The organism is Tenacibaculum sp. 190130A14a (assembly GCF_964048965.1).
Lineage (GTDB): Bacteria > Bacteroidota > Bacteroidia > Flavobacteriales > Flavobacteriaceae > Polaribacter > Polaribacter polynesiense.
The window spans coordinates 1,780,558-1,794,245 of sequence record NZ_OZ040189.1 but is presented as its reverse complement, the minus strand read 5'-3'; the positions used below and the strand labels follow the sequence as shown (position 1 = coordinate 1,794,245).

Genomic DNA, 13,688 nt, shown 5'->3' with positions numbered 1-13,688 from the left:
CTAATACATAGATATTGATATTGAAAGAAGTAAAGTTAATTGAAACTCATATCGTTCCCAAGCTTGATAGCCCTATTCGATTACAAGAGTATGGAGTAGGTATTTTTAAAACATTACCCAGTAAATCTGGCTTTAAAAAAGCCATTAAAAAGAATTTAGTTAGAGTTAACGGTAAAATAGCAACAACTGCCCTGTTTATTAAAGGAAAAGAAACTATTGAACTATTTCAAACAACTGAACTTCCCAAATCAATTCAAAAACTTAAGCTTCCTTTAAAAGTTGTTTTTGAAGATGATTATTTGGCCATTATAGAAAAACCTCCCGGTGTTTTAGTTAGCGGAAATACCTTTGTGACTATTTATAACGCACTTCCACAAAACCTTCAAAAAAGTACCTTAGAAGATGCTGTTCGTCCCACCCCCATTCATAGATTAGATTATCCTACAAGTGGCTTATTATTAGTGGGAAAAACAAGTAGTTCCATTAGAGCTTTATACAAACTTTTTGAACATAAAGACATCCAAAAAACCTATGTTGCTATTACCATAGGGAAAATGAAATTAGAAGGAACCATCAACAAAACACTTGAAGAAAAAGAAGCTATCACTCATTTTAAAGTTGAAAAAACAGTTTCTTCAGAACGTTTCGATTTTTTAAATCTCGTTAAACTAAATCCTATTACTGGTAGAAGACATCAACTTAGAAAACATCTCTTTTCTATTCACAACCCAATTTTAGGAGATAAAGATTACTTTTTAGAAGGTAAACTATTAAAAGGAAAAGGTCTATACCTTCACGCCAAAACCTTAGCATTTACCCATCCACTAACTAACAAAAAACTTTACATTACCTCTGAACTTCCTAAAAAGTTTAAAAAAATATTTCCTGAATTTTAAGCAAATTCATATTTGTAGAAATAACAATCAAAAACTATTTATTATTGGGTAAATATCTCAAATAAAACTAGCGCTATTTTATAATTTGCTCTTAAGCAACTTAGATGTTTTTTATACCTTTACCCAAAATTTATTTATTGCAATGAAAAAACTATTTCTATTATTATTGGTATCATCATTTTCTTTTTCTCAAACTGCTAAAGATGAATTATACGATACGTTTACAAGTCCAAATGCCAACAATAAACTTTCTAATTATTTAAAAGAAAAAATTCATCCAGATTTATTAAAAAACATTACTTATCCGAAAAATAGTAAAAAGATTATTTTGTCTTTTCAAGTTAATAAAGAGAATATTCCATATCGAATCAATTTAAACACCTATCTTAATAAAGATTTAAGAGCATCTTTAAAAAATGCATTTAAAGAGTATAGTCTACATAATTTTACGACAAAACTAGACACAAGAAAAAAATATTCCTTGCAAATCATTTCAAATAAAGGAACCCAAAACATTATCAATTGCAGCTCTGTTCCCTTAGAAATTTCTTCTCCTAATTGTTCATCTTGTGACGATTTAGACTTTTACAGTGATATTAACTATTGCCTAAATAAAACTATTAGAAACTATTTTTATAATTCAATAAATTATAATCTAACAGATAGTTTATTAAATAATAATGAGAGAGTTATTCTCGATTTCAAGGTATTAATTGACACAAATGGTAAACTAAATGTAAGTGAATTAAAAGCTCCTGAAGTTTTCAAAAAGAACATTCTTAAAATAACCAAAGAGTACGACACTATTTTTGTTCCGAAAATGATTAATAATGAACCTACAAGTTATTATTACCACATAAAACAAGAATTTGAAAAAAATGATGCCCCAACTAACATAGAATTAGACCATAATTTTGATAGTGTTTTCAAACCAAATTCGACAAATACATTGGCTACCTATTTCAAAGAAAACTTAACGGAAGAAGATATAAAAAAAGCCAATCTAAATAGAGTAAACGATAGACTAAAGCTTTTCTTTGAGTTAGATGTAACTGGTAAAGCTTTTAAAATATCTACCAATTCTAGATCTGAACAATTAGAAAAAAAGATTATTAGTCTATTCAAAAAATATGACCTTTCAAATTCTACTTTTAAAAATAGACATCCAGTAAATAAGTATTTTACATCGGTAATAAAATTTGAAAATGGTAGTAATAAAGTAGTTACGAATAGTATTATAGGATATACCAGGATTCCTGTTTTTCCAAGTTGTAAAAACTCTTTAAATGCTACTATGGGAAAAAACTGTTATAACCGAACTATTAGAGAATTCTTTGTTAGGAGATTTAATGCGGGCTTAGCAAATAGACTTGGACTTTCTCCTGGAAGAAAAAGAATTTTTGTTCAGTTTAAAATTGATAAAAAGGGAAAGATTACGGATATAAGATGTAGAGCTCCACATCCAAAACTAAAAGAAGAGTCTATCAGAGTTATCAAAAAACTGACAAAGGCTTCTCCTGCAATGTATGGTGATAAGCCTACAAGAATAGGTTTTACTTTACCGGTAACCTTTAATGTTGAATAAGTATAATACTATATCTTTGCGGCATGAGAGTAGATATTATTACAGTAGAACCCGATTTAATAAAAAGTCCTTTTGAAAACTCTATGATGAAAAGAGCTATTGAAAAAGGATTGGCTGAAGTACATTTTCATAATTTAAGAGAATACGGAATAGGAAACTACCGTCAAGTAGATGACTATCAATTTGGTGGTGGCGCAGGAATGGTACTTATGATTAAACCTATTTCAGAGTGTATTGAAAAATTATTAGCAGAAAGAGATTATGATGACATTATCTACATGACCCCAGATGCTAAAACCTTAAATCAAGCAACGGCTAATACGCTTTCTTTAAAAGAAAACATTATCATATTAACAGGCCATTATAAAGGCGTAGATCAACGTATAAGAGATAAATATATTACCCAAGAGATTTCTATTGGAGATTATGTTTTAACAGGTGGTGAATTAGCAGCTGCCGTTTTATGTGATGCAGTAATTAGACTTATACCAGGTGTATTAGGTGATGAAACATCTGCTTTAACAGATAGTTTTCAAGACAATCTATTATCACCTCCTGTGTACACACGCCCTTCGGAATTTGATGGAATGAAAGTTCCGGACGTTCTCTTGTCAGGTAATTTTCCTAAAATTGAAGAATGGCGAAATGAGCAAGCCTATAAGCGTACACAAGAGATAAGACCAGATTTATTGGAAGATTAATTTAGCTATCTCTCTATAAATCAACAACAAAAATATTTCTTCTATTTAAAAAATATTTATAAATTTGCACCCACAAAATCAACCTCTGACGAAAATCGTGCATGTTGCTTTGTTAAAATCATAACATTTAAATAAAATGGATTTAGTAAAATTTGTACAAGACGAATTTGTAACAAAAAACGAATTACCAGAATTTGGTGCTGGTGATACAATCACTGTTTATTACGAAATTAAAGAAGGTAACAAAACTCGTACTCAGTTCTTTAGAGGAGTTGTTATTCAAAAAAGAGGAAGCGGTTCTTCAGAAACTTTTACTATCAGAAAAATGTCTGGTACTATTGGTGTTGAGCGTATTTTCCCAATTAACTTACCTTCTATTCAAAAGATTGAAGTTAATAAAAGAGGTAAAGTTCGTAGAGCTCGTATCTACTACTTCAGAGGTCTTACTGGTAAGAAAGCAAGAATCAAAGAAAGAAGAAACTAATTTTATCTTCAAACAAACTATAAAAGGAGCTTTTAAAAGCTCCTTTTTTTATTAACAATTGTTAACAACACCTGTTCTTATCTTGTTGATTAATAATTAGTTAATTCTTATTTTAAACAAACTTTATTTCTTAAATTTGAGTAGTTTACAAAAGTAAGTGACGTCAGAAAATAGTTTACTATTGCAATCACCGAAAAGTAAATACATAAAGTAACGTTCTTTATATAAATCGTTTTTAAGCAACCGAAGTAATAGTTGATTTAATATTTATGTAATTGAAATAGAATTATAGATTATTTTATGATTTATAATTTTAATTGAAAGTTAAAATAGTTATTTGATTAGATTCATTATAACAATTGAGGTTCGTTTAAAAACGCTTGAGATAGTAATTCATAAATAAAATGTTTATCAATTATTATTTCATTTTGAAATAGTCATTATATGTAGTTTTTAATTTATTAAAAACATAGATGTTAATCTATTTAGTTTGTAGCAATACCAAATTAGGACATACATGCTATTTCAAGGAAGCCATATCAGACAGGAAACTGCATGATATGGCTTTTATTATTTATAACAACTTCTCAAAATCACCTCATATTTTTATCATATCCATAACAAAAACTAAAGATTAATGAAAAATCTCTATGAAAAATTTCATTTGTAATCCTTAAATTTGCTACGCTTCAAAATCAAAAGAATTTAATCATTACTAATTACTCACATACAGTGAGATTCAAAATACAACAGTATGAGTAAAACAGCTAAAATTATGTATACAAAAACGGATGAAGCTCCAGCGTTAGCTACTCGTTCGTTTTTACCAATTGTAAAAGCTTTTACAAAATCTTCAAACATTGAAATCGAAATAAAAGATATTTCATTAGCAGGAAGGATACTAGCTAATTTTTCAGATATGTTACCTGAAGATCAGCGTGTAGAAGATGCTTTGGCATTTTTAGGTGAGTTAGCTACAAAACCAGAAGCTAACATTATCAAATTACCAAACATTTCTGCTTCTGTACCTCAGTTAAAGGCAGCAGTTAAAGAATTACAAGCATTAGGATATGCTTTACCAGATTATCCAGAAGATGCAAATACTGAAGAAGAAAAAGCAATTTTAGCTCGTTATAATAAAGTAAAGGGTTCTGCGGTAAATCCTGTTTTACGTGAAGGAAACTCAGACAGACGTGCTCCAAAGGCAGTTAAAAACTATGCTAAGAAAAATCCACATTCAATGGGAGCTTGGAGTGCAGACTCTAAAACGCACGTAGCAACAATGACTGATGGTGATTTTGCACATAGTGAAAAATCTGTTACTGTACCAACTGCAACGGATATACAAATTGTACACACAGATGCTAACGGAATCAAAACAGTACTAAAAGAAAAAGTTTCTTTGTTAGCAGACGAAGTTATTGACGCTTCTGTAATGAGTAAAAAGGCATTATTAGCATTCTTAGATAAGCAAGTACAAGATGCTAATGAACAAGGGATTTTATTCTCTTTACATATGAAAGCTACGATGATGAAAGTTTCTGACCCTATCATTTTTGGGCATGCAGTACGTACTTTCTTCAAAGATTTGTTTGAAAAACACGGAGATACATTTGAACAAATAGGTGTTGATGTTAATAATGGTTTTGGAAACTTATTAAGCAATTTAGAAGAAGTTTCTGCTGATAAAAAAGCAGAGATTTTAGCTGATATTGACGCAATTTATGCAAAGAATCCAGATGTGGCAATGGTTGATTCTGATAGAGGAATAACTAATTTACACGTGCCGTCTGATATTATCATTGATGCTTCTATGCCAGCAATGATTCGTACTTCAGGACAAATGTGGAATAAAGAAGGAAAGCAACAAGATGCTAAGGCAATAATTCCTGATAGCTCTTATGCTTCTCTATACCAAGCAACAATTGATTTCTGTAAAGAAAATGGTGCTTTTGATCCAACTACTATGGGTACTGTTCCAAATGTTGGTTTAATGGCTAAAAAAGCAGAAGAATATGGTTCTCATGACAAAACTTTCCAAATTGCATCAAACGGTACCGTAGAAGTAGTTGACGCAAACGGAACTGTGTTAATTTCTCACAATGTAGAAGAAGGAGATATTTGGAGAATGTGTCAAACTAAAGATGCCCCAATTCAAGATTGGGTAAAATTAGCTGTTACACGTGCTAAAGCTACACAAACACCAGCTGTTTTTTGGTTAGATAAAAACAGAGCTCATGATGCTGAATTAATTAAAAAGGTAGAAGCTTATTTACCAAACCATGATACTTCAGGATTAGAAATTCATATCATGTCTGTTGCAGAGGCAACAGCATTCACTTTACAAAGAACAAAAGAAGGAAAAGATACTATTTCTGTAACAGGAAACGTACTACGAGACTACTTAACAGATTTGTTCCCTATTTTAGAATTAGGTACTTCTGCTAAAATGTTATCTATTGTACCATTAATGAATGGTGGAGGTTTATTTGAAACAGGTGCTGGAGGTTCTGCTCCAAAGCACGTTCAGCAATTCGTTAAAGAGAATCACTTACGTTGGGATTCTTTAGGTGAATTTTTAGCATTAGCTGTTTCTTTAGAGCATTTAAGTGAAACAAATAACAATCCTAAAGCAAAAGTTTTAGCGGATGCTTTAGATGAAGCTATTGAAACCTTGTTAGATAATAAAAAGTCACCTTCTCGTAAGGCTGGTGAATTAGACAATAGAGGGTCACATTTTTACCTAGCAATGTATTGGGCTCAACAATTAGCTAATCAAGATGCTGATGCAGAATTAAAAGCTCAATTTACTTCGGTTGCAGAAGCGTTTGAATCAAATGAAGCTACTATCGTAGAAGAGTTAAATAAAATTCAAGGAGATGCCGTTAATATTGGTGGATACTATGAACCAAAAGATGAATTAGCTGATGCTGCTATGCGTCCAAATACTACCTTAAACTCAATTTTAGCTAGTATTTAATAACAATCTAAATTCATTTAAAAAGCAGGCTCATTTGAGTCTGCTTTTTTATTGTATTATATGTACATTTGAACTATGGATTTTATTAAAACAACAGAACAAGATTCCAATTATAACAATTTAGAAAACATGAGTATTTCTGAATTATTAACCAACATCAATAACGAAGATAAAACTGTTCCGTACGCGGTTGAAAAATCACTTCCACAAATAGAAAAGCTTATAGAGCAAATCGTTTCAAAATTAAAAAAAGGTGGGCGTTTGTTTTATATGGGAGCTGGAACAAGCGGACGCCTTGGCGTTGTTGATGCAAGTGAGTGTCCTCCTACATTTGGAGTTCCTCATGAATTGGTAGTTGGATTAATTGCTGGTGGAGATAGTGCCATCAGAAAAGCTGTTGAATTTGCCGAAGATTCTACGCTGCAAGGCTGGAAAGACCTACAAGAACATCAAATATCAAATAATGATGTTGTTATTGGAATTGCTGCTTCTGGTACTACTCCTTATGTTATTGCTGCTTTAGAAAAATGCAACCAACATAATATTATTACAGGGTGTATTACATGTAATAAAAATAGTCCCTTGTCTTTAACCGCACAATTCCCTATTGAAGTAATCGTTGGCCCTGAGTTTGTTACAGGAAGTTCTCGAATGAAGGCAGGTACTGCTCAAAAGTTAGTACTAAATATGCTTTCAACTGCTGCCATGATTCAACTAGGTAAAGTGAAAGGAAACAAAATGGTTGATATGCAACTATCCAACAATAAGTTGGTAGATAGAGGTATTCGAATGTTAGTTAATGAGTTAAAAATCGACCAAAAACTTGCCAGTGAATTGCTGGATAAGTACAGGAATGTTAGAGAAGCTATAAAAAATTATACAACTAATGGATAAATCTAAAAATAACGAATCTGGAGTAAAGAGATTACTGATTTTATTGGGATTACTCATCCTCTCCCCTTTAGTTATTAGTTTTGGAATTAAAGCTTTGCGTGCTTTTGCTAACACTCCTAAAATTTTTATTGCTTACATACTGGTAACTTTAGGAGTTTTTTTAATTTTATATACGGTTTATTTTGGTATTAAAACCTTTAAAACCATATTAGACCTAATTTTTAACAATTAACGGTTTTGAAAGAACGATCAGCAACATTAGAAAAGCTATTAAACTGGGAACATTGGCCTTCTTCAATGTTTTATGTTCCTAATTTACCCTATGCATTTTATCTTGCTTTTAGAGCTAAACATTTAGCTTTTTTTACAGCTGCAAATCCTTCTATTAAAAGTTCTGGTAATGGAACAGAAAGTAAGTATGTTACGATACAACTAGTTCCTAAAGAATTTAGACCTAAATCTGTTTTAGCAACACCAAAAACACCATTCTCAAAGATTCTAGAACAATTAAAGGAACAAAATATATCTTTTCCTTTGATTGCTAAACCTGACATTGGCTTTAGAGGTTTGTTAGTCAAAAAAGTAGATTCTTCAAAACAACTACAAGAATATCTAAAAAAATACCCAATAGATATCATTATACAAGAATTTCTTGATTATGAAAACGAATGTGGTGTTTTCTATCATCGTAACCCAAATGCAAATTCTGGTCAAATAACCTCTTTAACTTTAAAAAACTTTATAACTGTTACGGGGAATGGTAATTCTACTTTAAAAGAATTAATTTTAAAAGATTCAAGAGCTAAGCTTTATTACGATTTATTTGTTGAAATTCATAAAAACAAACTTCTTTCAATTCCTAAAGAAAACCAGATAGTTAAATTAACTGCAATAGGAAATCATTCTAAAGGAACTCAATTTATTAATGGGAATCACCTTATCACTCCACAATTAGTGAAAACATTTGATAAATTGAGTAAGTCTATTGATGGTTGGTACTATGGGCGAGTAGACTTGAAATACAATGATTTTTCTGAGCTAGAAAATGGAAGTCATTTTAAAGTATTGGAAATTAATGGAATCATAGCAGAGCCAACACATATTTATGATTCTAAAAACTACACTTATTTCAAAGCATTAAAATCGATAAGAACACACTGGAAATCACTATTTGATGTTTCTATCGCAAATCATCAAAAACATAGTGTACCCTATAAATCTACCTCAAACTTCATTCAAGAAATGTTTGAGCTAAAAAAATACATTGCTACTATAAAAAAGTTGAATACTTAATAATGGGAATTTAACTTATGAATCGACCTTCGCTAATCGTGGCGTGGTTGGATTATAACCGAAATCAGCATCTGGTAATTCTATTCCTAATTGATTTATGATAAATCCAATACTGGCATAATGATGTATGGCATGACTGTGCGCTTGAATTAGAGCGCTACCTAAAGTGTAATTGGCGGTAACTCTTCCCGTACCTAAATCATCCGTAACAGAAATTATTTTATCGAAGTCTTCTGCTTCTAACGCTTTTAATTGTTTAATTATCCTTTCAAAATACGCAATTCCCTCTGCTGTTTTTTGCTCAGCTAAGGTGTTTCTTTCTCTATCAGAAAAATCAACACAACAGCAATCAACTCCATTAAAAATACAAGAAAACACATCTAAAATATGACGCATATTACTTCCAATACTTGAAAAATACGGAGGTATCGTATTATTACTGTACTGTTCATCTGTTATAGAACTTAATAATTTAATTCCTCGTTGAAGATTTTTCTCGATGGCGTCAATCATGCTTAAATATTGGTTTTGAATAAAGAGTCGTATAAATATAAAGTTTTTTACGAGCTATAATAACTATTTTTTAAAAACATTTTTAACACTCTTACTAACAAACAGTTACAATAACAAAAAACAATCACTTGCTCTAAAGACTCTTTTTTGGCACGTTATTTGAAAAATGCCTATACAGAATGCGGAAGCTGAAAAGCATATAGAGTAGGCATAACCCTAAAACTAGCAATTATGAAAAAAGGGATACTTTTATTATTAGGAATGATGACTATAGCAACAATGAACGCTAACAACATCACAAAATCAACTAGCAAACTTGGGGTTACATCTCGTTATAATGACGCTGTTACCTTCGTAGAAAGAGGTGTACAATTTCATGTATTTTTAAATGGTGATTTCGACTTTAACACACACCATAGAAATACAAGATATTTCGACTACTACGGGAAACGAATGAAAACCAATCGAGGTGTGCGTATTGAAAGAGATCGAAGAGGTCGTGTAAGACGTGTAGGGAATACTTTTATCAATTATGATGCAAGAGGTAACGTAAAAAGAATTGGTAGTGTATACATGAGATATAGATTCGGACAGCTAACTGATGTAGGTAACCTAAGAATTAGATACGATCGTTGGGGTAATCCGAGATTTTATGGAAATGTAAAATACAATGATTATTGTGAAGATGATGTATACTACAATGATGGTGGAATTGATATAGATATTAATATTGGAGATGTTTTTGATTATGATGATGTATATTTTTACAGAAGAGATTTTAGAAATAACTACCGTCAATTTAGAGAAGATGATAATTTCTTTTATTATAGAGCCGTTCCTAATGCTAAAATTGGAAAACGTAGTAAAGTTTTAAAAAGACGTAAGCCAAAGAAAAGAAGAGACGATATCTACTTCAAAGCAAACCCAAACAGAGCAGATAAATCAAATAGAAGATCTAATAGATAAACAAAAAAATAACCTCTTTTTATGAGGTTATTTTTTATATGTTAATAATTCTAATTGTTATTTCCTTCTGTAGAATCTGTATCTGCGAGACCATTATTGGTTATTTCAGCAGTGTTAATTATTTGACCAGCGGCTATCACATTAACAGTTATGGTCAATTGAACCGGTGTATTCAGTGGAATTGTTTCTGAGCTTAAATCCCATACTCCAGTAGCTTGATTGTATGTTGAACTTCCATAAGTTGTATGGCTAACATACTGCAAAGTTGCTGTAGACCCTGGCAAAGTATAATCGGTTACTTCGACTCCCGTTGCCGCTAAAGGCCCTGCATTGGTTAATGTAATAGTAAAGGTTATGCTATCACCTACTTTAGGTAAAGCACTACTCACAGTTTTTGTAAGCTTTAAATCAGCACATCCATTTATAATAACATTTTGATCAGCTGTTGTGGTATTTCCACAACTATCTGTAAATGTCCAAGTAACTACTGTGGTACCAACTGTAGTTATAGGAAAAGATGTTGTTGTTGTTCCTGTTATTGTACTAGAATTACATGTATCTGTAACTGTTGGAGCCGCTGGAGTACCACTACAATCAAATGTTGCGTTACTTAAAGTTGGTGTTGGAGGCGGTGTTGTATCAGATCCTGTTACAGTTACATTAGTTACTCTAAGACGCTCTAAACAGGCCCCACCATTCGAAGCATTTGAGTTACCTGTAATATGTATAAAAACATCAATGATTAAATTAGCTCCTGGGTTAGTTCTAGTTGCAGTAAAAGTATTACTTGCTCCTCCATTATATGTACTACCAGCAATCGTTGTGGTGGTACTACCATTATCATCTGTTAATGTAATTTCTACATAATCCCCTCCTTCAAACCCAGGATTACCTGCACTATTTGGGTTATCAGGAATAATTGTAACTGAAACATCTACACTTTCATAACAAGCAGTTGAAGCAGGGTATCTGAATATATCACTTGCGTTACTCGTTGGATCTCCTCCTGTATGATTACTACAATTTTGTGCAGGGCCTACAAAATCATCTGTTGGATTTGAATTTAATAGAATATCATTCAAACATGTAGATGTCGAAGTATCGGTTGTTGTTATAGTAATTGAATACGATTCAACACATAAGGGATCTTGACCAACTGTATCAGTTGCCAACAAATTCCAAGTCATAACTGGATCTCCTCCATTAAAGGTTGCCAAACTTCCTGAGGGAGAAAAGTTCCCTCCTACTGGTGTGCCACTTGGGCTCGTACCAAAAGAGTCATCAAAAACGGTTGTCACATTACCTATATCTGTATTTCCAGACCAAGTTCCTGTTGCAGCAATTTGAACCGTTCCTCCTGGCCCTTGTAAATCAAACCCTGTTTCATCATGAAAGGCACTTCCTGTATCTTGAACCGCACAAGTTCCATCTGTTTTTGTCCAGGTAATAGATACCTGAACGTTTTCAATATTAGTACCGTTTGGAAAATCCGCACTATTAAAGGTTATGGGAATAGAAACTGTATCATCATCAATCGAAACAGTACCACCAGTATAAGTTTTTGTAATTACTGTTTGAGACGTTACTGTGTTTACCGTTAAAACTAACAGTACAAAACACCATAACTTTATAATACTACTTTTAATCATTCTTAGGGGAGTGTATGTTATTAGTTGTATTTTATATCTTTTCTTTACAAATTTACATAAACAAGTTTCAATATGGAGATAAAAACAAAAAAAACCAAATAATTATCTTATTTGGTTTTCTCTTTTATTTCTTCTATTTATCCTATTTTGCAACATTAACAGCTCTAGTTTCTCTAATCACTGTTACTTTTACTTGACCAGGATATGTCATATCATTTTGAATCTTTTGAGAAATATTAAATGATAATTCTGCTGCTTTTGCATCATTTACTTTTGCACTTTCTACCATCACACGTAATTCTCTACCTGCCTGAATAGCATACGCTTTTTGTACTCCATTAAACCCAAAAGCAATATCTTCTAAATCTTTTAACCTTTGAATATAACTATCTAATACCTGACGTCTTGCTCCTGGTCTTGCTCCAGAAATAGCATCACAAACTTGTACAATCGGTGCTATCAAACTTTTCATCTCAATTTCATCATGGTGAGCACCAATTGCATTACATACATTTGGCTTTTCTCCATACTTTTCTGCCCATTGCATTCCTAATAAAGCGTGCGGCAATTCACTTTCAGTTTCTGGAACTTTACCAATATCATGCAGTAATCCAGCTCTTTTCGCTGCTTTTGCATTTAAGCCCATTTCAGCCGCCATAATACCACATAAGTTAGCAACTTCTCTCGAGTGTTGTAATAAGTTTTGACCATAAGAAGAACGGTATTTCATTCTACCCACAGTTTTTATTAATTCTGGATGTAATCCATGTATTCCTAAATCAATCACAGTACGCTTACCAACCTCAATAATTTCTTGATTAATTTGCTTTTCTGTCTTTTTAACAATTTCTTCAATTCTTGCTGGGTGAATTCTTCCATCCGTAACCAATTTATGCATTGATAAACGTGCAATTTCTCTACGTACTGGATCAAAACAAGATAAAATAATTGCCTCTGGAGTATCATCTACAATAATTTCAACTCCAGTAGCCGCTTCTAAAGCACGAATATTACGTCCTTCTCTACCAATAATTCTACCCTTTACATCATCAGATTCTAAATTGAAAACAGATACACAATTTTCAACTGCTTGCTCAACTCCTACCCTTTGAATGGTATTTAAAACTACTTTTCTAGCTTCTTGTTGTGCTGTCATTTTTGCTTCTTCTACCGTATCTTGAATGAAAGACATTGCATCTGATTTTGCCTCATCTTTTAAAGAAGCTACCAACTCAGTTTTAGCTTCGTCAGCAGATAAACCAGAAATCTGTTCTAGCATATCAACATGACGTTTATGAAGTTTCTCTACTTCAGACTCCTTTTTTTCTAAAAAGTCTAATTTATAGTTATAATCTGCTTCTTTTTGCTCTAATGATCGGTTAAGTTTTTTATTTTTATCTAATTCTGAAGAAACTTGACTTTCTTTATCTCTAATCCTTTTCTCTACATCAGAAACTTTCTTCTCTCTTCCTAAAATTACCTTTTCATGCTCTGCTTTAAGTTCAATGAACTTTTCTTTTGCTTGTAATATTTTATCTTTTTTTAAGGCTTCTGCTTCTACTTTAGCTTCTTTTATAATGCTTTTAGCCTCTTTTTCTGTTTCTTGAATTAATTTATTTGCTTTCGTTTTTTCTAACATTTTAGCAATAATAAAACCTATTGCTAATCCTATAATTCCTGCTAACACAGGAAATAACACTTCTTCCATAATTTTGATTGATTGTATA

At 31.9% G+C, this 13,688-nt stretch carries 12 protein-coding genes; 9 read left to right on the top strand and 3 right to left on the bottom strand.

Annotated features, from left to right (window positions below):
* Positions 1 to 20 precede the first annotated feature (20 nt).
* The 8 genes from ABNT22_RS08655 (at position 21) to ABNT22_RS08620 (ending at position 8,833) form a co-directional block, all read left to right on the top strand.
* A complete protein-coding gene (locus ABNT22_RS08655) occupies positions 21 to 896 on the top strand; it encodes an RluA family pseudouridine synthase (protein ID WP_348717544.1) in 876 nt (291 codons plus the stop codon).
* A 142-nt stretch (positions 897 to 1,038) separates the two neighbouring features.
* On the top strand, positions 1,039 to 2,481 hold the full coding sequence (locus ABNT22_RS08650; protein WP_348717545.1) for an energy transducer TonB: 1,443 nt from the start codon (positions 1,039 to 1,041) through the stop codon (positions 2,479 to 2,481).
* 23 nt (positions 2,482 to 2,504) lie between these two features.
* Positions 2,505 to 3,182 carry a tRNA (guanosine(37)-N1)-methyltransferase TrmD gene (gene trmD, locus ABNT22_RS08645; protein ID WP_348717547.1) on the top strand — a complete coding sequence of 226 codons (678 nt, stop codon included), beginning with the start codon at positions 2,505 to 2,507 and terminating at the stop codon, positions 3,180 to 3,182.
* A 136-nt stretch (positions 3,183 to 3,318) separates the two neighbouring features.
* Positions 3,319 to 3,666: a 50S ribosomal protein L19 gene (gene rplS / locus ABNT22_RS08640; RefSeq protein WP_348717549.1), complete on the top strand. Its 348-nt coding sequence runs from the start codon at positions 3,319 to 3,321 to the stop codon at positions 3,664 to 3,666.
* A gap of 754 nt (positions 3,667 to 4,420) precedes the next feature.
* Complete coding sequence (locus ABNT22_RS08635; RefSeq protein WP_348717551.1) at positions 4,421 to 6,646, top strand: NADP-dependent isocitrate dehydrogenase; 2,226 nt, start codon at positions 4,421 to 4,423, stop codon at positions 6,644 to 6,646.
* Between the two features lie 75 nt (positions 6,647 to 6,721).
* Complete coding sequence (gene murQ / locus ABNT22_RS08630) at positions 6,722 to 7,540, top strand: N-acetylmuramic acid 6-phosphate etherase (protein ID WP_348717553.1); 819 nt, start codon at positions 6,722 to 6,724, stop codon at positions 7,538 to 7,540.
* Positions 7,533 to 7,772, top strand: a complete 240-nt coding sequence (locus tag ABNT22_RS08625) for a hypothetical protein (protein WP_348717554.1) — start codon at positions 7,533 to 7,535, stop codon at positions 7,770 to 7,772. The genes murQ and ABNT22_RS08625 overlap by 8 nt, the downstream gene beginning before the upstream one ends.
* A gap of 5 nt (positions 7,773 to 7,777) precedes the next feature.
* The gene (locus ABNT22_RS08620) at positions 7,778 to 8,833 is read left to right on the top strand and encodes a D-alanine--D-alanine ligase (RefSeq protein WP_348717556.1); all 1,056 of its coding nucleotides are present in this window, start codon (positions 7,778 to 7,780) and stop codon (positions 8,831 to 8,833) included.
* Between the two features lie 15 nt (positions 8,834 to 8,848).
* On the opposite strand, the gene ABNT22_RS08615 is transcribed toward ABNT22_RS08620, so the two are convergent.
* Entirely contained in the window at positions 8,849 to 9,346 is a 498-nt protein-coding gene (locus ABNT22_RS08615; RefSeq protein ID WP_348717557.1) for a DinB family protein, read from the bottom strand.
* 231 nt (positions 9,347 to 9,577) lie between these two features.
* Between ABNT22_RS08615 and ABNT22_RS08610 the strand changes: the two genes are divergently transcribed.
* Positions 9,578 to 10,312 (top strand): hypothetical protein, encoded by a 735-nt coding sequence (locus ABNT22_RS08610; protein WP_348717559.1) that lies wholly within the window; start codon positions 9,578 to 9,580, stop codon positions 10,310 to 10,312.
* 50 nt (positions 10,313 to 10,362) lie between these two features.
* Here ABNT22_RS08610 and ABNT22_RS08605 read toward each other — a convergent pair whose 3' ends face one another.
* Together ABNT22_RS08605 and rny are read right to left on the bottom strand one after the other, a co-directional pair.
* Complete coding sequence (locus tag ABNT22_RS08605) at positions 10,363 to 11,961, bottom strand: DUF11 domain-containing protein (protein WP_348717560.1); 1,599 nt, start codon at positions 11,959 to 11,961, stop codon at positions 10,363 to 10,365.
* Between the two features lie 142 nt (positions 11,962 to 12,103).
* Positions 12,104 to 13,669: a ribonuclease Y gene (rny, locus tag ABNT22_RS08600; RefSeq protein ID WP_348717562.1), complete on the bottom strand. Its 1,566-nt coding sequence runs from the start codon at positions 13,667 to 13,669 to the stop codon at positions 12,104 to 12,106.
* Between the last annotated feature and the right edge of the window lie 19 nt (positions 13,670 to 13,688).